Origin of the sequence: Streptomyces sp. BV286, assembly GCF_019090165.1 — a bacterium.
Classification (GTDB): Bacteria; Actinomycetota; Actinomycetes; order Streptomycetales; family Streptomycetaceae; genus Streptomyces.
The window spans coordinates 1-21105 of the sequence record NZ_JAHRIB010000062.1 but is presented as its reverse complement, the minus strand read 5'-3'; the positions used below and the strand labels follow the sequence as shown (position 1 = coordinate 21105).

The window sequence follows — 21105 nt, the reverse complement described above, 5'->3', positions numbered from 1 at the left end:
CGTGTGTGTAGCGGCCCGTCGACAGATGACGGGCCCTGGGGGTACGGCAGTTCAGCGGGAACCCTTCGGGTCGAGCGCATCGCGTACGCCGTCGCCGAAGAGGTTGAAGGAGAGCACGGTGATGAAGATCGCTACACCCGGGATGACCATGTACATCGGATCCGAGTCGTAGTAGTCGATCGCGGAGGAGAGCATCTGCCCCCACGAGGCGGAGGGCGGCTTGACGCCCACGCCCAGGAAGCTCAGCGCCGCCTCGGTCAGGATGTTGGTCGGGATCATCATCGTCGTGTAGACGATGATCGGCGCGACCAGGTTGGGCAGCAGTTCCTTGAACAGGATGTAGAAGCGGCCCGCCCCGAGGCTGCGCGCGGCCTCGACGTACTCGCGCTCGCGCATGGACAGCGTCTGGCCGCGCACCACACGTCCGACATAGGGCCAGCCGAAGAAGCCGATCACCAGGATCATGACGAACAGGCGCACACCCGTGCCGGTCAGGCCCAGCATCTCGTTCGGCATGACCGAGACCAGCGCGATGATGAAGAGCAGCTGCGGGAAGGCCAGCAGGCCGTCCATCACGCGGCTGATGACGGCGTCCAGCCAGCCGCCGAAGTAGCCGGCGAGTACGCCGAGGACGGTGCCGAGCACCACCGCGACCAACGCCGACAGGAAGCCGACCAGGAGCGACACCCGGGCGCCGTAGACGATCCGGGCGAAGATGTCGCGGCCGCTGACCGGTTCGACACCGAAGAGGTGGTCCCCGCTGATACCGCCGAAGGACCCGGTGGGAGTCGAGAAGAGCGGGTCGATCAGGTCCTCGTGGTGCGTCTCGGGGTCCTGGCCGACCAGACTCGTGATCACGGGAGCGAACAGCGCGATCAGGATCAGCACGAGTACGACGACACCGCCCGTCAGGGCGAGCTTGTCCCGCTTCAGGCGCTCCCAGGCGATGCGGCCGAGGGAACGCCCCTGTACCGCCTTCGCCTCGGCGGAGCCCGCGGCGAGCGCCGCCTCCTCGGCCGCACTCGGGGCGGCTTCGGTCGTCGGCTCGTGCAATGGTGCCGTCATCGTGGCAGGGACCCCTCTCAACCGGCGGTAGCCGGCCCACGCTTGCCGCTGTAGCGGCGTGATCAGTCCGTCGTACACAGGGGCGAAACCCCCTGGACCGGGAGTCTTCAACGCCTCAGCGATCTGTAGCCAGACCTGACGGTGAATGGATGCGCAAACGTGATGCTGTCTGGGGGGTTCCGTTATCCGAACGCCGGGTAACGGGGGTCGGACGCATGACATTTGGGGCGGAACGGGCCTTGCATCCCATTTACCCGCGTAGATCGGGACATTCCGCCCGGAGGCGGTGCGGGGATGCGAGGAGGAACTCCACGAGGTGGACGCGGTCCACCCCGATCATCTCAGTACGCGCCGGGGAACCCGTACCCGCCGGCCGCCGGAGCCTGGACGGGCGCCGCGTGCGCCTCCCGGTCGTAGAACGGCCGGGCGTGCGCCCGCAGCCACAGGGCCACCGGGTCGTACTCGTCCGACATGGCGACGGTCGACACCGGCAGGCCGTCCGGCACCGCGCCGATCGACTGCTGCATCATCGCCCGCACCGAGTCCACGGCGGGCGGACTGGTGTCGTACACGTCGAGCCCGATGGCGAGATACGGCGCCCCGAGCGAGGGCTGCACCCAGGCGCGGCGCAGCGAGCGGACCGCGGTGGTCCGGTGGGCGTTCTGCGTGAGGAGGGCGTAGAACTGCGGGATCTCGATGCCCGGTTCGGACAGTCTCAGCGGGCCCGCGGGCTGCCGCTCCAGACCGGTGGCGATACGGCGCAGATCCAGCCAGGGGATGCCGACGCCGCCGCCCGGCGCGTGCGGGTTCAACCAGAGGCCGTAGTGGTCGGGGTAGAGGGTCCGGGCGACGTCGAGCCCGTCGACGACCTCGTACGAACGGTTCCAGCCGCTGGCCGAGAGCTCCTGCGCGGAGGTCACACAGGGGGCGTAGCCGAAGCCGTCCACCTGCATGTTCCCGTACTGGGCGTCGGGCGAGCCCGCCTGGCCGTGCCAGAGCAGCATCCAGACCTGGCCGGACGACGGGGTCGCGAGCGCGCGAAGGAGCGCCTCGTAGGCGTCGTAACGCCCGGGCGTCACTTGGCGCAGCATGTGCTCGACCTGCCCGGCCGCGGCCGTGCCCGACGCGCTCACCTTCTACCGCCCCTTCGCGACATCCCTGACATACGGGTCCATTCGGCGGGGCGCTGTGCTCACGTGAACACGACACCACCCCGACCGAGCCATGAAACCAGCTTAAGTGGCGATCCCGACAGCACCGTTGCGCTCCGCTGGGTTTGGTGTTGAGAGGTCGGGGCTTTCTGTTGTCCGCCGCCCGCGGGTCGGATGTGGTCGAGCGCGCCGTTCCCCGCGCCCCTGCCGGGGCGCGCCCGGGTGAGCCCCTCCTAGAAAGTCCGGGTGTAGAAGGGGCGGACCTGGGCCCTCAGCCAGTCGCCCACCGGGTCCTGGGCCACGTCGAGGAAGACGAGGCTCACCGGGTGTGCCAGGGGAACGCGCCCCAGGGCCCGGCCGAGGGCGTCCAGCGGAAGCGTGCGCGCGCTCTCGTCCCAGTGGACCGCCTCGATGCCGACGAACATCACGGGGTCGCCGCCCTCGATGCTCGCCAGACAGCGGCGGGCGCTCAGCACGACGCCGGCGGCGGCGAACTCCGCCGAGGCCGCGGCGAGGAAGTCCACCGGGTCGTCCTGCCAGTCGGGCTGGAACAGCCGGACCCGGCCGCCGCTCGCGGCCCCGTCCAGCTGGGTCCGCCCGGCCCGGCACAGCTCGGCCACGGCCGGCGGGGGCAGCGGCACCCCGACCGTGCCGTCCGGGTTCAGCACGATGCCCACCTGGGGCGGCAGGCCGCGCGCGAACTCCACGGCGGGCGCGACGGTGTACGCCATGTGGTCGCCGACGACCTGGCGGAACTGCTGGTCCGAGGTGAAGACCGGCACGTACGCCTGCCCGCCGAGCTCCACCGTGGGCAGGTCGAGCGGGCCGCTGTGCGGGCCGCCGCCCTCCGGCAGCGGCACCCAGAGGAAGGCGCGCCCGACGGCCTCCACGATCCGGGCGCCCGTCGAGGGCGACGGGGGAAGCCCGAGGGAGGCCGCGAGCACCTCCTCCACCTCGTTGCCGGGCCAGCCGGTATGGGGATGCGGGTGCGCCCGTGCCGGAAAGTCCTGTGTGGGAAAGTTCTGCGCCGGAATGTCCTGTGCCGGGAAGTCCATCTCTACCGCCTGCTCGAACCGCCTTCTGCGGTTGTCGAGATTACGCGCCTGCCCGCCCGTCCACCGCGTCCGAGACCCGCGGAAGCCGGAACCCGCCGACCGGGAGCGGCGCTCAGTCGCCGAAGTCGATGCGCCGCAGCACGTCCGCCGCGGCGCGGTCGACGAGGACGGCGGAGCCGCAGCCCTCGGGGAGGTCGCCCTTCTCGACGGAACGCAGCAGCCTGGCGACGGCGCCGCGGTGCCGCGCGAACGCGTACCGCGAGACGCCCCGGCCGCGCTCGCGCTGGCCGTCCAGCGCGGTGCCGGGATCGACGTCGAGCAGCAGCAGGTGCAGGGTGCCGCCCCGGCGCCGGGCGTCCCGGGCGAGCCAGTTGCGCACCCAGGCCTGCGTACCGCAGTCGTGCACCACGACGCCCTCGCCGGAGCGCAGGGCCCCGCGCAGGCCCGCGTAGTGCGCGGCGCGCACGAGGGGGCGGTAGACCGCGTACGGAAGGAAACGGGCCAGCCTGCCGTCCCAGCGGTCGCGGGTGTCCTGGGAGTCGATGCGGCGGCCGGTCACCGCCCGGCGCATCAGGGTCGACTTGCCGCTGCCCGGCAGGCCCGTGACCACGACCAGGTCGGCGGCTCCGAACCGCAGGCCGTGAGGGCTGTGACCCGCGCGCTCCCGCAGATCACGGACGACGGGCGCCGGAAGCGGGTCGCACGCCTCCCTGGCCGGTGCGGTGGGCTGCTTGGGCAGCGCGATGCCCGTACTGGTCGCGTACGCCGTGGTCCTGTTCACCCTGATCGTCCTCCCCATGGGGTCGGGAGACCCATCCCCGTCGAGTGTAAAGAGAAGGTAATGCGCTGGTCCCCTCATTTCTGTTCTCGTCCTGCCACAGCCCCGTCACAGATCACTGTGAACGCCTGTGAGCCCTGTCCGGACACTGTCCGGCCCGGTACGGGCCGGTCCGCCGCCCCGCCGAGGCCCCTGCCGCCCCGGTCCGATGCGTGCAATGATGTGCGCGCCAACTGCATACCGGCCGCTTGAATCCGCGCGGGAGAGTTCCGGGTACGTGTACACGCAGGTGTACGAGTGCCCGGGCGCCGAAGGAGCAAGTCCCTCCCTTGAATCTCTCAGGCCCCGTTACCGCGCGGGCGAGGCACATCTGAAAAGCGGGCCGCCCCCTGACCGCCAGGGCGTCGGCTCCACCCAAGGTGCAAGTCAGTGACCACCACGTTCATGGGTGTTCACGGCGAACCTCTCAGGTTCCGATGACAGATGGGGAGGAACGACCTCGCCGTCATGCCTTGGGAGCCCCACCGATGAGCAGCAACGCCCCCGTTCAGCCGCGCCGGACCGCGCTCGATGCCCTGCATCGCTCGCTCGGCGCGACGATGACCGACTTCGCCGGCTGGGACATGCCCCTGCGGTACGGCTCCGAGCGCGACGAGCACCTCGCCGTACGTACCCGGGCCGGCCTCTTCGACCTCTCCCACATGGGCGAGATCACCGTCACCGGCCCCCAGGCGGCCGCTCTCCTGGACTTCGCGCTGGTCGGCAACATCGGGGGCGTGAAGACGGGCCGCGCCCGCTACACGATGATCTGCCGGGCCGACGGCGGCATCCTCGACGACCTGATCGTCTACCGCCTCGCCGACACCGAGTACATGATCGTGGCGAACGCCTCCAACGCCCAGGTGGTCCTGGACGCCGTCCGGGAGCGCGCCGAGGGCTTCGACGCCGAGGTGCGCGACGACCGGGACGCCTACGCCCTGCTGGCCGTCCAGGGCCCGGAGTCCCCCGGCATCCTGAAGTCGCTGACCGACGCCGACCTGGACGGGCTGAAGTACTACGCGGGCCTGCCCGGCACGGTCGCCGGTGTTCCGGCCCTGATCGCGCGCACCGGCTACACCGGCGAGGACGGCTTCGAGCTGTTCGTCGCCCCGGCCGACGCCGAGAAGCTGTGGCAGGCGCTGACCGACGCGGGCTCCCCCGTGGGGCTCGCCCCCTGCGGGCTCTCCTGCCGGGACACCCTGCGCCTGGAGGCGGGCATGCCGCTGTACGGGCACGAGCTGAGCACCTCGCTCACGCCGTTCGACGCGGGGCTCGGCCGGGTCGTGAAGTTCGAGAAGGAGGGCGACTTCGTCGGGCGCGAGGCGCTGTCCGAGGCCGCCGCCCGGGCCGAGTCGCAGCCTCCGCGCGTCCTCGTCGGCCTGCTGGCCGAGGGCCGCCGTGTCCCCCGCGCCGGCTACCCGGTCGTCGCCGACGGCAGGGTCGTCGGCGAGGTCACCTCCGGTGCGCCGTCCCCGACGCTCGGCAGGCCGGTCGCGATGGCGTACGTCGACGCGGAGCACTCCGCGCCCGGCACGAGCGGTGTCGGCGTGGACATCCGGGGCAGCCACGAACCGTACGAGGTCGTGGCGCTGCCGTTCTACAAGCGCCAGAAGTGACACTGGTCCGCGGGCGCCGGAAGTGAGGCACCCGGTCCGGGCTCCCCGGACGACACCGGTCCGCGGACTCCACAGGTGACACGGCGCGACAGCGCCGCTCGACAGCATCAGACGTGACCCCGGGCACATCCGCCCGGCCACCCCAGTCCCCCTGCATCAGCACTCCCCGGCGTACAGGAGAATTCAGGCCATGAGCAATCCCCAGCAGCTGCGCTACAGCAAGGAGCACGAGTGGCTGTCGGGCGCCGAGGACGGCGTCTCGACGGTCGGTATCACGGAGCACGCGGCCAACGCGCTCGGCGATGTCGTGTACGTCCAGCTCCCGGAGGTCGGTGCCACGGTGACCGCGGGCGAGACCTGCGGTGAGCTGGAGTCGACCAAGTCGGTCAGCGACCTGTACTCGCCCGTCACCGGCGAGATCACCGAGATCAACCAGGACGTCGTGGACGACCCCGCGCTGGTGAACACCGCCCCGTTCGAGGGCGGCTGGCTGTTCAAGGTGCGCACCTCGGAGGAGCCGAAGGACCTGCTCTCCGCGGACGAGTACACCGAATTCTCCGGCAGCTAAGGACTCCTGACCGATGTCGCTTCTGAACCAGTCCCTCCATGAGCTCGACCCGGACGTCGCCGCCGCCGTCGACGCCGAGCTGGACCGCCAGCAGTCCACCCTCGAGATGATCGCCTCGGAGAACTTCGCTCCGGTCGCGGTCATGGAGGCCCAGGGCTCGGTCCTCACCAACAAGTACGCCGAGGGCTACCCGGGCCGCCGCTACTACGGCGGCTGCGAGCACGTGGACGTCGCCGAGCAGATCGCGATCGACCGGGTCAAGGAGCTGTTCGGCGCCGAGTACGCCAACGTGCAGCCCCACTCGGGCGCCTCCGCCAACCAGGCCGCGCTGTTCGCGCTGGCCCAGCCCGGCGACACCATCCTCGGTCTCGACCTGGCCCACGGCGGCCACCTGACCCACGGGATGCGGCTGAACTTCTCCGGCAAGCAGTTCAACGTGGTCGCCTACCACGTGGACGACGCCGGCCTGGTCGACATGGCCGAGGTCGAGCGGCTCGCCAAGGAGCACCGCCCCAAGGTGATCATCGCGGGCTGGTCGGCGTACCCGCGGCAGCTGGACTTCGCCGAGTTCCGCCGGATCGCGGACGAGGTCGAGGCCTACCTGTGGGTCGACATGGCGCACTTCGCGGGCCTGGTCGCGGCCGGCCTCCACCCGAACCCGGTGGAGCACGCGGACGTCGTCACCTCCACGACCCACAAGACGCTGGGCGGGCCCCGCGGCGGGATCATCCTCGCCAAGAAGGCCTTCGCGAAGAAGCTGAACTCGTCCGTCTTCCCGGGCTTCCAGGGCGGCCCCCTGGAGCACGTGATCGCGGCCAAGGCCGTCTCCTTCAAGGTCGCCGCCTCGGAGGACTTCAAGGAGCGCCAGGTCCGTACGGTCGAGGGTGCCCGCATCCTCGCCGAGCGCCTCACCGCGCCGGACGCCCGCGAGGCCGGTGTCAACGTCCTGTCGGGCGGTACCGACGTCCACCTGATCCTGGTGGACCTGCGCGAGTCCGAGCTGGACGGGCAGCAGGCCGAGGACCGCCTCCACGAGGTCGGCATCACAGTCAACCGCAACGCCGTCCCGAACGACCCGCGGCCGCCGATGGTGACGTCGGGCCTGCGGATCGGCACCCCGGCCCTGGCGACCCGCGGCTTCACGGCCGAGGACTTCACCGAGGTCGCGGACGTCATCGCCGAGACCCTCAAGCCGTCCTACGACGCCCCGGCGCTCAAGGCCCGGGTGACCGCACTGGCGGACAAGCACCCGCTGTACCCCGGTCTGGGCAAGTAGTCCCGTTTCACGGGGGTACCGCGCACACTGGAAGGTGTGCGCGGTACCCCGCCCGTCACCCACCACCGCCCCGCCACGGCGCCCCGCGCCCCCGGGCCTTCACCGGCCCATCCGCCCCACCCCTGTTCCACCCGCTTCACCCTGTTTTGAGGAGTCACCGTGGCCATCTCGGTCTTCGACCTGTTCTCGGTCGGCATCGGCCCGTCCAGCTCCCACACCGTCGGTCCGATGCGTGCGGCCCGGATGTTCGCCCGCCGCCTGCGCACCGAGGACGTCCTGTCCTCGGCGGCCTCGGTACGCGCCGAGCTGTACGGCTCGCTGGGCGCGACCGGGCACGGCCACGGGACACCGAAGGCGGTGCTGCTCGGCCTGGAGGGCGCCTCGCCCCGCACGGTGGACGTCGAGGGCGCCGACGACCGCGTCGAGAAGATCAAGGCGTCGGGCCGTATCGCCCTGCTCGGCGAGCACGAGGTCGGCTTCTCCTTCGACGACGACCTGGTGCTGCACCGCCGCAAGACCCTGCCGTACCACGCGAACGGCATGACGCTGTGGGCGTACGACGCCTCGGGCGCCGAACTGCTGTCGAAGACGTACTACTCGGTGGGCGGCGGTTTCGTCGTCGACGAGGACGCGGTGGGCGCGGACCGCATCAAGCTGGACGACACGGTCCTGAAGTACCCCTTCCGTACGGGCGACGAGCTGCTGCGGCTGACGAAGGAGACGGGCCTGTCCATCTCCGCCCTGATGCTGGAGAACGAGCGGGCCTGGCGCACCGAGGACGAGATCCGCGAAGGGCTCCTCGCCATCTGGCGGGTGATGCAGGCGTGCGTCACGCGCGGCATGTCCCGCGAGGGCATCCTGCCCGGCGGCCTCAGGGTCCGCCGCCGCGCGGCCATGTCCGCCCGCCAACTGCGCGCCGAGGGCGACCCGTTGGCCCACGCCATGGAGTGGATCACGCTGTACGCGATGGCGGTGAACGAGGAGAACGCGGCGGGCGGCCGTGTCGTGACCGCCCCCACGAACGGCGCCGCGGGCATCATTCCGGCGGTCCTGCACTACTACATCAACTTCGTGCCCGGCGCGGACGAGGACGGGGTGGTCCGCTTCCTGCTCGCGGCCGGCGCCATCGGCATGCTCTTCAAGGAGAACGCCTCCATCTCGGGCGCCGAGGTCGGCTGTCAGGGCGAGGTCGGCTCGGCCTGCTCGATGGCCGCCGGCGCCCTCGCCGAGGTCCTCGGCGGCAGCCCCGAGCAGGTCGAGAACGCCGCGGAGATCGGTATGGAGCACAACCTCGGCCTCACCTGCGACCCGGTCGGCGGTCTCGTCCAGATCCCCTGCATCGAGCGCAACGGCATGGCCGCGGTCAAGGCCGTGACGGCGGCGAGGATGGCCATGCGCGGCGACGGCTCCCACAAGGTCTCCCTCGACAAGGTCATCAAGACGATGAAGGAGACGGGCGCGGACATGAGCGTCAAGTACAAGGAGACGGCCCGGGGCGGCCTGGCGGTGAACATCATCGAGTGCTGAGGGTGGGACGGGCGAAGAGGGGCAGGAGCAGAGGGAGTTGACCCCACACGCACCATCAGCCCCATCCCCCCATCGCACGGAGGAACCACCATGCTGCGCGGCATCGACGTGAGCTCCTACCAGTCGTCCTCGTACAGCACCGAGGGCCTGTCCTTCGTCTTCGTCAAGGCGACGGAAGGCCGGAGTTACGTCAACCCGAAGCTGGGCGCGCAGGCGAAGAGGGCCCGGGACGCCGGCTGCGTGGTCGGCTTCTACCACTTCCTGTGGCCGGGCAACATCACGGCCCAGGCCGAGTACTTCGTCGGCAAGGCCCCGGAGAGGGCGGGCGACATCCTCGCCGTCGACTGGGAGACGACGAGCGACGGCACCCACGCGAGCAACGCCGAGAAGGACCGCTTCATCCGCAAGGTGAAGGAACTCCGGCCGAACAACCGGGTGGTGCTGTACTGCAACCGGCACTTCTGGCTGAACATCGACGACACCTCGTACGCCGGTGACGGTCTGTGGATCGCCGACTACGTTACCGCGGGCAAGCCCCGCATCCAGGCCAAGTGGCGCTTCCACCAGTACACCGACGACCCGCTGGACAAGAACGTCGCACGCTTCGACACCATCGCCGACCTGCGCGAATGGGCGACCCCGTAGGCTGCCCCGCATGGGTGGGAGTATCGCTGCGGTCAGCAGCAACGGGACGTACGCGTTCACCAAGCCGAACCGCGGGAGCATCACGCTGCTCGCCGGGCTCGGGGTCGAGGGGGACGTCCATGCCGGGACGACGGTGAAGCACCGGTTCCGGATGGCGAAGGACCCCTCGCAGCCGAATCTGCGGCAGGTGCACCTGATCCACGAGGAACTGTTCGACGAGGTGCGCGAGGCGGGCTTCGAGGTCGCCGCCGGAGAACTCGGGGAGAACGTCACCACCCGGAACCTCGACCTGCTGGGGCTGCCCGCGGGGACGCTGCTGCGCCTCGGGGACGAGGCCGTGGTGCAGGTCACCGGTCTGCGGAATCCCTGCGCCCAGATCGACGGCTTCCAGAAGGGGCTCATGAAGCAGGTCGTGGGCCGGGACGGGGACGGGAAGCCCCGCTTCAGGGCCGGGATCATGAGCGTGGTCGTCACGGGCGGGGTGGTGCGGCCCGGCGACCCCGTCGAGGTCGATCTACCGGAGGGGCCGCACCTGCCCCTGCAGATCGTCTGAGCGGCGGCCCTACGCCCGGAAGTCCGTCGTACGCTCCGGCGACGCCTCGGCCAGCGCCTTCGTCACTCCCTCGACGCCTTCCCGCAGACCGTAGACGGGCGTGCCGGGCTGCTGGCGCCAGGAGTCGTCGAGGCCGCCCGCGTCCACGGTGTCGAAGCCGAGTTCGTCGATGAGGTCGCGTACGGCCTGCTTGGCGGTCGCGTCGTCGCCGGCCACCGGGAGGGCGACGCGGTCGGCGGCGCCGGCCGGACGGTGCCGGTCCAGGATGTCCTGGGCGAACGTGCCGTTGAACGCCTTGACGACGGTGTGGCCGAGCTGCCGGGCCGTCCAGCGGCTCTCCGTCAGGCCCTCGTCGAGGATCTCGGCGATCCTGCCGTCCCGCTGCTTGGGGTAGTAGTTGCCGGTGTCGATGACGCTCACCCCGTCGGCCGCCTTGTCCAGCAGCCCGGACGGCAGGCCGGGGACCGCCTTCAGGGGGATCGTGACGATGACGATCTCGGCGTCCCGCGGGGCCTCCTCCACGGTGACCGGGGTCGCTCCGGTCTCCCGCGCCAGCTCGGTGAGCGTCTGCGGGCCCCGGGAGTTGGCGACGTACACGTCGTGGCCCAGGGCGGTGAGCCGCCGGGTGAGGTTGCCGCCGATGTTGCCTGCTCCGATGATGCCGATCCTCATGTCCGACTCGCCTTTCGGGGGTGGATGACTCCTGTGCGCAGTAGCAACCCCGGGACGGATCGGGCTATTCCGGGCCGCGCCCGGAGGGCGGACACGACGAAGGGGCGCCCCCCGTGGACCGGCGGGCGCCCCTGTCCCTCACGTCACCTGTTGACGTGGGACCAGAACTCGTCGAACGAGAGCAGCTTGTCGCCGTTGAGGTCCTGGGCGGCGATGACGGCCTCGGCCACCGACTCGGTGACGTTCCAGTCCCCGCCCTGGGCCAGAGCCTTCTTGAACTCGGCGGCGGTGATGTAGCCGTCCCCGTCCACGTCGATGCGCTCGAACGCCTTGCGTGCTTCCTCGATGTCCGCCACCGGACCCGCCCCTTCTTGGTGCCTATCTGACGAGGTCAGATTAACGTTCCGGCCGGGCGCGGAGCGCGGCGACCACCCAGGCGAACTCCTCGGTGTGCGCGGGCAGGGGCCCCGTTCCGCGGACGAGCGCCGTCAGCTCCCGGAAGCGGGCGAGCTCCACGTGCGCCGCGGACTCCATGCGTTCCAGTACGGCGGCCCGGTCGGCGGTGCCCAGAAGCCCGTCCAGCACCTCCTCGGCGCGGGACGACTCCGGAGCGACGCCCTGTTCCAGTGCCTCGCCCGCGAGCTGCACCAGGCGGCTCATGAACCACAGGGACGTCCCGGCCGGCACCTGCGGCCCGCGGTCCGCCGCGTTGAACTCGACCGTCCTGCGCATACGCCGGCGGAAATCCGGGTTCCGCATCAGCTCGGCCAGTTCCACCCAGGCGTCCACCTGCTCGGGGGTGGGGTCCTCGGGCAGGTCGGCGACCGCGAACCGCATCCGGGTGCGGATGTCGGGGTCCGCGGTGTCGAGCCCCTGGAAGGTCTCCTCCATGAAGTGGTCGATGATGTGCTTGCGCTCGGTCGCCGACAGTCGCGCCAGTTTGTTCATCAGGGTCATCTCCTCCGCGGTCGAACCGCGTCGCGCCACGGTCGACAGCACCGCCCGGGTCACCTTCAGCGACCTGATCTGGGCGTCCAGGGCCGCCACATGGGTCGCCGCCACCTCCGCGACCGTCGTCTCACCCGCCAGCACCCGGCGTACGTCGTCCAGGCCGAGGCCCAGCTCCCGCAGCGTACGAATGAGTTCGAGGCGGGCCACGGACGCGGCGTCGTACAGCCGGTAGCCGCCTTCGGAGCGGGTCACGGGCGGCAGGGCGTCCACGTCCGACCAGTAGCGGATGGTGCGTACGGTCAGCCCGGTGGCCCGGGCCAGCTCGCCGATGGTGAAGAGTCCGGTGCCGTCGTCGATCATTTCTGGAGTCTGGGCCTTCCAGCGGGTGGAGACTCAAGGCGGGGCCCGGTGCGGCGGAGGATGCCGGGGTGACCCCCAGGCCCTGTCTAGCGGTCCGCGACGCGCATCTCGAACCATGTCGTCTTGCCGCGTGGGAGGAGGTCGACGCCCCAGCGGTCGGAGAGCTTGTCGACGAGGAAGAGGCCGCGGCCGCTGACGTCCGTCTCCTGGACCGGCATCAGGCAGGGAAGGCCGCGGGAGGGGTCGCGGACCTCGACGCGGATCCAGCCCCGCCTGCGTCTCATACGGAGGCCGAAGACCCGGGCGCCCGTGTGACGTACGGCGTTGCCCACCAGCTCCGAGACGAGCAGGACCGCGTCCTCGGTCATCTTCGGTGAGAGTCCCCAGTGGCGCAGCACCACGACCTGGGCGAGCCGGCGCGCGGTGGCGGCCGACTCCGGCCGCGACGGCAGGGGTACCTCCGCCTCGGTCGGATTGCCGAACAACTCCAGCGCCTTCAGCGCGTGTTCGTCCTCGACAGCAGGCGACCAGCGCGCCGCGGTCGCACTCCCGTGCCGCCGCGGCTGTTCGATACCCTCCAGCCCCGCCATGACCCCATCATGGCCGCCCAGGGGTCGTTCCGGGGGCGTTCCGGAGGAATACGCCCCCCGGAGGCATTCATTCCGCTGAATTCGAACGGCATATGCCAGGGGCAGTTCGGCCGTCCGTACAGCCCACCTGACCTGCACCGACGGCCCTCGCGGGGGCAATCGCCCGCGTTCCCCGACAAGGAACCCTTAAGGCTGCCTTAAGGCTCGGATAAACCGCCCCTTCGGGGGACGCGGGTAAGACATCGCGTCAACTGCAAGTGGATCAGCGGAACTTGATGGGTGAGTTTCGCGGCACGGCAGGGCCTTTCCGAGAGGGCGGAAGGCCTCCGTCACCCGACCGGGCCGTGCCCCGTCAGAGGAACTTCGCCTTGCCCGGGCCCTCCTCGACGAAGCTCCGCATCCCGCGCTCCCGGTCCTCCGTGGCGAACAGACCGGCGAACCAGTTCCGTTCGACGGTGAGCCCGGTCTCGATGTCCGTCTCCAGACCCGCGTCGACGCACTCCTTGGCCGCGCGCAGCGCGAGCGCCGGTCCCTGCGCGAGTTTCGCGGCCCACGCGTGCGCCTCGGCGTACACGTCGGCGGCCGGTACGACGCGGTCCACCAGGCCGAGGGACAGCGCCTCGTCGGCCTTGACCATGCGGCCGGTGAAGATGAGGTCCTTCGCCCGGGAGGGGCCGATGAGGCGGGACAGGCGCTGGGTGCCGCCCGCGCCCGGGATCAGGCCCAGGAGGATCTCCGGCTGGCCCAGCTTCGCGTTGTCCGCGGCGATGCGGAAGTCGGCGCAGAGCGCCAGCTCGCAGCCCCCGCCCAGCGCGTAACCGGTGACGGCGGCGACGACCGGCTTGGGGATGCGGGTCACGGCGGTGAAGGAGTCCTGCAGGGCCCTGGAGCGTACGACCATCGCCGCATGGTCCATGGCCTGCATCTCCTTGATGTCCGCGCCGGCCGCGAACACCTTCTCGCCGCCGTAGAGGATCACCGCGCGCACGTCCTCGCGGCGCGTGGCCTCCTCGGCGAGCTCCTTGAGGCGGTCCTGGGTGGCGACGTCCAGCGCGTTCATCGGCGGACGGTCGAGGCGGATCGTGCCGACACCTTCGGCGACTTCGAGATGCACAGTCATGAGGGCAGGTTAACGGTGACTAACGACAACGGCCCCGGTGTGCTCCGTCACAGAGCGGCACACCGGGGCCGTAGGGGTCCTGAGGACCTGAGGGCCCGGCAAACCGGGGACCCGCAGGCCGCGGGGGCGGAGTCAGCGCCCCCTGGCGATCACGCCGTCCACTTCTCCCAGGACATGTTCCAGCCGTTGAGCCCGTTGTCCGGGCTCACGATCCGGTCGTTGGAGTTCTTCACGACGACCACGTCACCGATGATCGAGCGGTCGAAGAACCATGCCGCCGGCGCCCCCCGGTCACCGCCGCCGCGCTGGTCGCGCAGGCCGATGCAGCCGTGGCTGGCGTTGTAGTTGCCGAAGGCGCCGCCGGCCCAGTAGTTGCCGTGCAGGAAGGTGCCGGACGTGGTCAGGCGCATCGCGTCCGGCACGTCCTTGATGTCGTACTCGCCGCCGTAGCCGACCGTCTCGCCGTTCATGCGGGTCACCCTGAGGCGCTCGCTGATGACCATCTGGCCGTTCCAGGTCTCGTAGCCGGGCTTGCCCGTGGTCACCGGGATGGTCTTGATGACCTTGCCGTCACGCTTGACCACCATCTTCTTGGTCTTCACGTCGACGGTGGAGACCTGGCTGCGGCCGATCGTGAACTTCACGGTCTTGGCCTGCTCGCCGTAGACACCCGGCCGTCCCTCGACGCCGTCGAGGTTGAGCGTGACGGTGACCTTCGTGCCGGGCTTCCAGTACTTCTCCGGGCGGAAGTCGAGGCGGTCGTTGCCGAACCAGTGGCCCTCGACGTCGACCGCGGGCTCGGTCTTGATGTCGATCGCCTTCTCGATGTCCTCGGGGTGTGTGATGCCCCGTGTGAAGCGGACCGAGAAGGGCATGCCGACGCCGACCTTGGAACCGTCCTCCGGCGTGAAGATGCCCACGAAGGTGTTCTTCGGGGTCAGCGTGGTGAAGGCGGACTCCTCGGCGGCCTGCCGGCCGTCGGAGTCCTTGGCCACCGCGTGGACCTTGTACTTGGTGGACGCCGCGAGATGCGTGGCGGGCGTCCAGGTCGCGCCCCCGTCGGTGATCTTCCCCTCGACCGGGTTGCCCTTGGTGTCCTCGACCTTGACCTCGGTCAGCTTGCCCTTGGCGGCCGTCACCTTCAGCGCGCCGCTGGTCTTCACGGCGTCCGTGCCGTTCTTCGGGGCTATCGTGACGACCGCCTGCGAGACCTTGGTGTCCGCCTGGCTCGAATCCTCGCCCTTGCCCTTCCCCTCGTCGGACCCGGAGTCCGAGTCCCCTCCCCCGCCGCAGGCGGCCACGAAGAGCAGCAGCACCCCGAGCAGAAGTGCCAGGGCCCCCTTGCCACTTCGTGTCCGCGCGCCAACCGACGCCCCCGATATCGGTCGCCCGTTCAAGTTCGTTCTCCCCTCGCACGGCCTGGTCAGGCCCGCACTACCGCGCGTCCCACGCCGCGCATCGCGCTAATTAATCACACTGCCAGGCGTGATGGCCTCCCGGGAATGTCACCGTTCAGTCCCAACTCACGGTGCCGGCCGCGCCACCGGATCCCTCCCTGTGCGTACCCCTATGTCGGTCTACTTCACCGCGGAGCCCGCTTTCCACGCCTTCCAGTCCATGTTCCATCCGCCGAGGCCGTTGTCGGGAGCGACCTTCTTGTCGTCGCTGTTGACCACCTCGACGACGTCACCGACGAGGCTGCGGTCGAAGAACCAGCCCGCCGGGGTCGCGGAGCTGCCGCCCTTCACGTCGCGCAGGCCCACGCAGCCGTGGCTGACGTTGGCGGTGCCGAACACGCCCCGCGCCCAGTAGTTGCCGTGCAGGAAGGTCCCGGAGGAGGTGAGGCGCATCGCGTGCGGCACGTCCGGGATGTCGTACTCGCCCTTGCCGTCGGCCCGTTTGAAACCGACGGTGGCCCCGTTCATCCGGGTCACCTCCAGCATCTCGGTGACGACCATCTTCCCGTTGTACGTCGTGCTCGTGGGGGCGCCCGCGGTGATCGGCACGGTGGACAGGAGCGCTCCGTCGCGGCGTACCTCCATGGTGTGGGCTGCCGCGTCGACGACGCTGACCTGACTGCGGCCGACCGTGAAGGAGAACGTCCGGTACTGCAGCCCGTACACGCCCGGAGCCGCCTCGACGTCCCGCAGCCGCAGCTCGACGGTGACCTTCGTGCCCGGCTTCCAGTACGTCTCGGGGCGGAAGTCCAGCCGGTTCCGGCCGAACCAGTGCGGGGCGATCTCCGCCTTCGGCACGGACGTCACGCGGACCGCGCGCTCGACCGCCGCCCGGTCGCGGATCCGGCGGTTGAACTCCAGCGACACGATCATCCCGGTGCCGACGGTCGAGCGGTTCTCCGGCACGACGTATCCGATGAACCGCTCGTCGGGGACGTACGTCGTGAACGTCACGTGCCGGGCCACCCGCCGGCCGTGGCCGTCGAGCGCGACCGCGTCCACCGCGTACTTGGCGGCCAGCGCGAGCCTCGGGTCGTCGGGCCTCCAGGTCGTGCCGTCCTCGCCGATCCGGCCGGGCACCGGGGAGTCCTGCGCGTCCTGCGACTTCACGACCTTCACCGACTCCAGGCGCCCGGCCGGTACCCGCACCCTCAGCCCCTCCTCGGGGCGTACGCCCCGGCTGCCGTCGTCCGGCGAGACGCGGATGGTGTCCTCGGCCGACCGGGGCTTGCCGAGCATCCCGTCCGTGCCGTGCGAGGTGCATCCCGCGGCTCCGGCGAGCAGGCCCGCCCATGTCAGTACGGCGGCCAGCGCGGCCCCTGCGCGCCGCGCGCGCCTCTGTGCGTGCATCACGTGGGACCCAACGACCGAGGCGGCCCCGGGGAAGTGGGGTGGTTCCGCGGCCCGCCGTGACGGGTGAGGCGGCGCGGCCCGCCTGCCGGGGCCGGTCAGCACCCGCCTCGGGAAACGTGAGTGCGAGCCCGGCTCTGGGCAGAACAGTGGGGAGGACGACACGACAGGGAGCCGCGGCCGGGACGCCGCGGCCCTCCTCGTGCCGCTCCGACCGAGCCGCGGGAGGGCGTCAGGTGTCGAGCGCAGCCGATCAGGAGGCAGTGCGGGAGGGGCTCGCCCCCGGCCGTGGGCTGCCCGTCCAGCCCGGACCCGTCCAGCCCGGCCCTGTGCTGAACGGCACGGCGCGGTCGGAGCCGGGCGTCTCCGTGTGGCCGGGCACCCCGACCCCGCTCGGGGCACGCTTCAGGACCGGGCCCGACGGCGTCTCGGGCACCAACTTCGCGCTCTGGGCGGGCGGGGCCGAGTCGGTCGAGCTCTGCCTCTTCGGCACGGAGGACGGCGAGGGCCGCGGGGACGGCGGGGACACCGAGATCCGGGTCCCGCTGACCGAACTGACCCACGAGATCTGGCACGGCTTCGTGCCCGGCGTACGGCCCGGACAGCGGTACGGCTTCCGGGTGCACGGCCGCTGGGACCCGTGGACGGGGGCTCGCTGGAACCCCGCGAAGCTGCTCCTCGATCCGTACGCCCGTGCCGTGGACGGCGCCGGACAGGACGAGTACGGCAGCCTGCCGCCGCAGGTGTACGGGCATGTGCGGGACTGGCCCCAGCAGCAGGTCGCCGACACCGTGCGCGACGACCGGGACTCGGCGCCGTACGTCCCCAAGGGTGTCGTCGTGCACGACGACACCCCCGACGACGAGTGGACGGACGACCGCCGCCCCAAGACGCCGTGGGCGGACTCCGTCATCTACGAACTGCACGTCCGGGGGTTCACGAAGCTGCACCCGGGCATCCCCGAGGAGCTGCGCGGTACGTACGCCGGGCTGGCGCACCCGGCGGCGATCGAGCACCTCGTGGCGCTCGGGGTCACGGCCGTCGAGCTGCTGCCGGTGCACCAGTTCGCGCACGAGGACCATCTGCTGCGCCGGGGCATGAAGAACTACTGGGGCTACAACTCCATCGGCTACTTCGCCCCGCACGCCGGATACGCGGCCTCCGGGACCAACGGCCAGCAGGTCGGCGAGTTCAAGCGCATGGTGCGCGCGCTGCACGCCGCCGGGATCGAGGTCATCCTCGACGTGGTCTACAACCACACGGCGGAGGCGGGCGAACTGGGCCCGACGCTGTCGCTGCGCGGGATCGACAACCGCGGCTACTACCGGCTGCAGAACGACGCCCGCCGGTACGCGGACTACACGGGCTGCGGGAACACGCTGCACGTCGTCCAGCCGCACGTGCTGCGCCTGATCACGGACTCGCTCCGCTACTGGGTGACGGAGATGGGCGTCGACGGCTTCCGGTTCGACCTGGCTGCCGCGCTGGCCCGGTCCATGCACGACGTCGACATGCTGTCCCCGTTCCTCGCCGTCATCGCGCAGGATCCGGTGCTGCGCCGCGTGAAACTGATCGCGGAGCCCTGGGACGTCGGCTCCGGCGGCTACCAGGTGGGGGCCTTCCCTCCGCTCTGGACGGAGTGGAACGACCGCTACCGCAACGCCGTACGGGACTTCTGGCGGGGCGCGCTGCCGGACGTGCGGGACCTCGGGTACCGGCTGTCCGGGTCGAGCGACCTGTACGCGTGGGGCGGGCGGCGGCCGTACGCGTCGGTGAACTTCGTGACCGCGCACGACGGGTTCACCCTGCGGGACCTGGTGTCGTACGAGCGCAAGCACAACGAGGCCAACGGCGAGGGGAACCGGGACGGCACCGACGACAACCGGGCGTGGAACTGCGGGGCGGAGGGCGAGACCGAGGACGCCCGGGTACACGGTCTGCGGCGCCGCCAGCTGCGCAACCTCCTGACCACCCTGCTGCTCTCCACGGGCGTCCCGATGCTGGTCGCGGGCGACGAACTGGGCCGGACCCAGGGCGGCAACAACAACGCGTACTGCCAGGACAACGAGATCAGCTGGCTCGACTGGAGCCTGCTGGACGACCCCGGCTGGCGGGCCCTGTTCGACCTGACGTCCCGTCTGATCGCGCTGCGCCACGCCCACCCCGTGCTCCGGCGGCGCGCCTTCTTCTCCGGCCGGGCCCATTCGGCCGACGGACTGCGGGACCTGGCGTGGTTCACCGCGCACGGCACCGAGATGACGGAACGGGACTGGTACGCGCCCGCGGGGACGCTGGGGATGTACCTGTCCGGCCGGGACATCCCCGGGCGGGACGCGCGGGGCGTGCCCGTGACGGACGACAGCTTCCTCGCGGTGCTGCACGCGGGCGACCGGCCCGCGGACTTCGTCCTGCCGGGCCCGCCGTGGGCCGAGGCGTACGAGGTCGTCGTCGACACGTCGTGGGAGGAGCAGGGCGCTCCGCCCGGGGTGGTGCACCGGGCGGGGGAAACGGTCACGGTGCCCGGACGGGCGGTCCTGCTGCTGCGGGTGCGGTGACAGGAGGGCGCGTCCGGGGCGATGCGCGGGGGCGTCGCCCCGGACCCCGTCGGGGGGCCGCCCGGCGGCGTCGTGGAGTTGCCCGGACCGAGTCGGGACGTCGCCCGGACCGCGGCGGGGCGTCGCCGGTGGTGGTCCGGCCCGCGCCGGACGGGCCGAGGACGCCGAAGATCCCCCGCTCCCCGGCGACGGCCGGTGGCGCCTGTGCACCTTACGGTCCCGGCTGTACGACTCCTCGAACACGCAGGTCGTAGGACCGGCGACGGATCCGGACCCGGCCAAAACTCGGTGGGCGATGTCAGTGCCGATCCGTAGGCTCGCTGCTGATGCCGACTACACCCGCGCCCACCGAGGAAGCCCACAAGACCGAGCCCGCCAGGAGCCGTTCCACCGTGCGCGCTCTGCTGCGCCTGTGGCCGTACGTGAGACCCGTGCGAGGACGGCTGCTCACCGCGGCCGTCGTCGCGGTCGTCGCCTCCTGTACGGGGCTGGTCATCCCGCTCGTCCTGAAGTGGATCGTGGACGGCCCGGTGGCCGACCGGAGCACCGGCGGCGTGTGGCTCGGCGCGCTGTGCCTGCTGCTGCTCGGGATCGTGGAGGCACTGCTCTTCGGGCTGCGGCGCTGGCTGGTGGCCCGGCCGCTGGCCGGGGTCGAGGCGGCGATGCGGGCGGACCTGTACCGGCATCTGCAGCGGCTGCCCATTGCGTTCCACGACCGCTGGGCCTCCGGGCAGTTGCTGTCGCGGGGCACGACCGACCTGATGCTGCTGCGGATGTTCCTCGCGTTCCCGCTGACGTTCCTGCTGGTCAACTCGGTGACGATCCTTGTGGGCGTCCTCATCATGCTGGCCCAGGAGTGGACGCTGGGACTCGTGCTGCTCGCGCCCGCGCTGCCCGTGATGGTCGTCTGCTGGCTCTTCGAGAAGCGGTACTCGCAGGTGGCCCGGCGGGCCCAGGACCAGGTCGGCGACCTGACGACACTCGTCGAGGAGAGCGTGCTCGGCATCCGGATCATCAAGGGGTTCGGGCGCCATCGCAGTCAGGCCCTCGCCTTTCGCGAGCTCTCCCGGACGCTGCGCGGTACGGAACTCGCCAAGGCGCGGCTGCTCGCGGGGATCTTCGCCGCCATCACGACGCTGCCCGAACTCGCCGTCGGCGCGGCCCTCGTGCTCGGGACGGTGCAGGTGGCCGACGGCGACCTGTCGGCCGGCACGCTGGTCGCGTTCCTGTCCACGGCGCTCGCCCTGCGGTGGCCCGTCGAGTCGATCGGTTTCCTGCTGGCGATGAGCCAGGAGGCGGCGACGGCCACGGAGCGCTACTTCGAGGTGATGGACGCGAAGCCGGAGTCCGAGACAGCGCCGCGGTCCGAGGCAGCGCCGCTGTCCGCACCGCCACGGTCCGGCGCGGAGTCGTCGTCCGGCGCGCATCGGACGCCGGGCGCGAAGGGGCCGGCCGACGTGCAGCGGGAGCCGGACGCCGAGCTGCCGACCGGCGCGTTCCAGGAGCCGGACGCCCGGCCGCCGACCGGCGCGGACGATGCACGGGACACCGAGCCGCAGATTGGCCGGGAGCCGGACACCGGGCCACAGACGGGCATGCACCAGGAGCCGGACGCCCGGCCGCCGGCGGGCGCGAAGCCGGAGCCCGGCGCGAAGCCGCAGCCCGGCAGGAATCCGGAGTCCGGCGCGAGCCCGGCGTCCGGCACGACGCCGATGTCCGGCGCAAAGTCGGCGACCGGCGCTGGGGCCGCGTCCGGCGCTGGGGCCGCGTCCGGCGC

19 protein-coding genes and 1 riboswitch are annotated in these 21105 nt (G+C 71.2%); of the genes, 8 read left to right on the top strand and 11 right to left on the bottom strand.

Annotated features, from left to right (window positions below; translation table 11 throughout):
- Window positions 1–51 precede the first annotated feature (51 nt).
- The 4 genes from KUF83_RS09455 to KUF83_RS09440 form a co-directional block, all read right to left on the bottom strand.
- Entirely contained in the window at window positions 52–1065 is a 1014-nt protein-coding gene (locus KUF83_RS09455) for an ABC transporter permease (protein ID WP_217454151.1), read from the bottom strand.
- 341 nt (window positions 1066–1406) lie between these two features.
- Window positions 1407–2198: an enhanced serine sensitivity protein SseB C-terminal domain-containing protein gene (locus tag KUF83_RS09450; protein ID WP_217454150.1), complete on the bottom strand. Its 792-nt coding sequence runs from the start codon at window positions 2196–2198 to the stop codon at window positions 1407–1409.
- Window positions 2199–2449: 251 nt separating this feature from the next.
- Complete coding sequence (locus KUF83_RS09445) at window positions 2450–3271, bottom strand: enhanced serine sensitivity protein SseB (RefSeq protein ID WP_217454149.1); 822 nt, start codon at window positions 3269–3271, stop codon at window positions 2450–2452.
- Window positions 3272–3383: 112 nt separating this feature from the next.
- Window positions 3384–4070: an AAA family ATPase gene (locus KUF83_RS09440; RefSeq protein ID WP_217454148.1), complete on the bottom strand. Its 687-nt coding sequence runs from the start codon at window positions 4068–4070 to the stop codon at window positions 3384–3386.
- A gap of 228 nt (window positions 4071–4298) precedes the next feature.
- Window positions 4299–4413, top strand: a riboswitch (glycine riboswitch).
- Between the two features lie 163 nt (window positions 4414–4576).
- Here KUF83_RS09440 and gcvT point away from each other — a divergent pair.
- The 6 genes from gcvT to KUF83_RS09410 all read left to right on the top strand — a co-directional run bounded on the left by gcvT (window position 4577) and on the right by KUF83_RS09410 (window position 10273).
- Window positions 4577–5704 carry a glycine cleavage system aminomethyltransferase GcvT gene (gene gcvT, locus KUF83_RS09435; RefSeq protein WP_217454147.1) on the top strand — a complete coding sequence of 376 codons (1128 nt, stop codon included), beginning with the start codon at window positions 4577–4579 and terminating at the stop codon, window positions 5702–5704.
- A 190-nt stretch (window positions 5705–5894) separates the two neighbouring features.
- Window positions 5895–6272, top strand: a complete 378-nt coding sequence (gcvH, locus tag KUF83_RS09430; RefSeq protein WP_217454146.1) for a glycine cleavage system protein GcvH — start codon at window positions 5895–5897, stop codon at window positions 6270–6272.
- Between the two features lie 13 nt (window positions 6273–6285).
- Complete coding sequence (gene glyA / locus KUF83_RS09425; protein ID WP_217454145.1) at window positions 6286–7548, top strand: serine hydroxymethyltransferase; 1263 nt, start codon at window positions 6286–6288, stop codon at window positions 7546–7548.
- Window positions 7549–7707: 159 nt separating this feature from the next.
- A complete protein-coding gene (locus tag KUF83_RS09420) occupies window positions 7708–9075 on the top strand; it encodes an L-serine ammonia-lyase (protein WP_217454144.1) in 1368 nt (455 codons plus the stop codon).
- Window positions 9076–9165: 90 nt separating this feature from the next.
- Entirely contained in the window at window positions 9166–9720 is a 555-nt protein-coding gene (locus tag KUF83_RS09415) for a glycoside hydrolase family 25 protein (RefSeq protein ID WP_217454143.1), read from the top strand.
- 10 nt (window positions 9721–9730) lie between these two features.
- Entirely contained in the window at window positions 9731–10273 is a 543-nt protein-coding gene (locus KUF83_RS09410) for an MOSC domain-containing protein (RefSeq protein ID WP_217454142.1), read from the top strand.
- A gap of 9 nt (window positions 10274–10282) precedes the next feature.
- Here the strand turns inward: KUF83_RS09410 and KUF83_RS09405 are convergent, their stop codons facing one another.
- The 7 genes from KUF83_RS09405 to KUF83_RS09375 all read right to left on the bottom strand — a co-directional run bounded on the left by KUF83_RS09405 (window position 10283) and on the right by KUF83_RS09375 (window position 16776).
- Window positions 10283–11005, bottom strand: coding sequence for an NAD(P)-binding domain-containing protein (locus tag KUF83_RS09405; RefSeq protein ID WP_308402953.1), 723 nt, complete (start codon window positions 11003–11005; stop codon window positions 10283–10285).
- An 83-nt stretch (window positions 11006–11088) separates the two neighbouring features.
- The gene (locus KUF83_RS09400; RefSeq protein ID WP_217454140.1) at window positions 11089–11301 is read right to left on the bottom strand and encodes an EF-hand domain-containing protein; all 213 of its coding nucleotides are present in this window, start codon (window positions 11299–11301) and stop codon (window positions 11089–11091) included.
- 40 nt (window positions 11302–11341) lie between these two features.
- Window positions 11342–12256, bottom strand: coding sequence for a MerR family transcriptional regulator (locus KUF83_RS09395; protein WP_217454139.1), 915 nt, complete (start codon window positions 12254–12256; stop codon window positions 11342–11344).
- An 86-nt stretch (window positions 12257–12342) separates the two neighbouring features.
- Window positions 12343–12951 carry an ATP-binding protein gene (locus KUF83_RS09390; protein WP_217454194.1) on the bottom strand — a complete coding sequence of 203 codons (609 nt, stop codon included), beginning with the start codon at window positions 12949–12951 and terminating at the stop codon, window positions 12343–12345.
- Between the two features lie 247 nt (window positions 12952–13198).
- Window positions 13199–13966: an enoyl-CoA hydratase/isomerase family protein gene (locus KUF83_RS09385; protein ID WP_217454138.1), complete on the bottom strand. Its 768-nt coding sequence runs from the start codon at window positions 13964–13966 to the stop codon at window positions 13199–13201.
- 149 nt (window positions 13967–14115) lie between these two features.
- A complete protein-coding gene (locus KUF83_RS09380; RefSeq protein WP_217454137.1) occupies window positions 14116–15363 on the bottom strand; it encodes an Ig-like domain-containing protein in 1248 nt (415 codons plus the stop codon).
- Between the two features lie 180 nt (window positions 15364–15543).
- Window positions 15544–16776 carry an Ig-like domain-containing protein gene (locus tag KUF83_RS09375; protein WP_217454136.1) on the bottom strand — a complete coding sequence of 411 codons (1233 nt, stop codon included), beginning with the start codon at window positions 16774–16776 and terminating at the stop codon, window positions 15544–15546.
- 233 nt (window positions 16777–17009) lie between these two features.
- Here KUF83_RS09375 and glgX point away from each other — a divergent pair, with 233 nt between their 5' ends.
- On the top strand, window positions 17010–19328 hold the full coding sequence (gene glgX, locus KUF83_RS09370) for a glycogen debranching protein GlgX (protein WP_217454135.1): 2319 nt from the start codon (window positions 17010–17012) through the stop codon (window positions 19326–19328).
- A 326-nt stretch (window positions 19329–19654) separates the two neighbouring features.
- Window positions 19655–21105, top strand: a 1451-nt coding sequence (locus KUF83_RS09365; RefSeq protein ID WP_254643594.1) for an ABC transporter ATP-binding protein, incomplete at its 3' end; no start/stop codon positions are given.

Bases quoted from the DNA above. Each gene is read 5' to 3' on its own strand.
- gcvT (WP_217454147.1), top strand. From the start codon at position 4,577: ATGAGCAGCAACGCCCCCGTTCAGCCGCGCCGGACCGCGCTCGATGCC.
- KUF83_RS09455 (WP_217454151.1), bottom strand. From the start codon at position 1,065: ATGACGGCACCATTGCACGAGCCGACGACCGAAGCCGCCCCGAGTGCG.
- KUF83_RS09445 (WP_217454149.1), bottom strand. From the start codon at position 3,271: ATGGACTTCCCGGCACAGGACATTCCGGCGCAGAACTTTCCCACACAG.
- KUF83_RS09415 (WP_217454143.1), top strand. From the start codon at position 9,166: ATGCTGCGCGGCATCGACGTGAGCTCCTACCAGTCGTCCTCGTACAGC.
- KUF83_RS09385 (WP_217454138.1), bottom strand. From the start codon at position 13,966: ATGACTGTGCATCTCGAAGTCGCCGAAGGTGTCGGCACGATCCGCCTC.
- glyA (WP_217454145.1), top strand. From the start codon at position 6,286: ATGTCGCTTCTGAACCAGTCCCTCCATGAGCTCGACCCGGACGTCGCC.
- KUF83_RS09440 (WP_217454148.1), bottom strand. From the start codon at position 4,070: ATGGGGAGGACGATCAGGGTGAACAGGACCACGGCGTACGCGACCAGT.
- gcvH (WP_217454146.1), top strand. From the start codon at position 5,895: ATGAGCAATCCCCAGCAGCTGCGCTACAGCAAGGAGCACGAGTGGCTG.
- KUF83_RS09395 (WP_217454139.1), bottom strand. From the start codon at position 12,256: ATGATCGACGACGGCACCGGACTCTTCACCATCGGCGAGCTGGCCCGG.
- KUF83_RS09410 (WP_217454142.1), top strand. From the start codon at position 9,731: ATGGGTGGGAGTATCGCTGCGGTCAGCAGCAACGGGACGTACGCGTTC.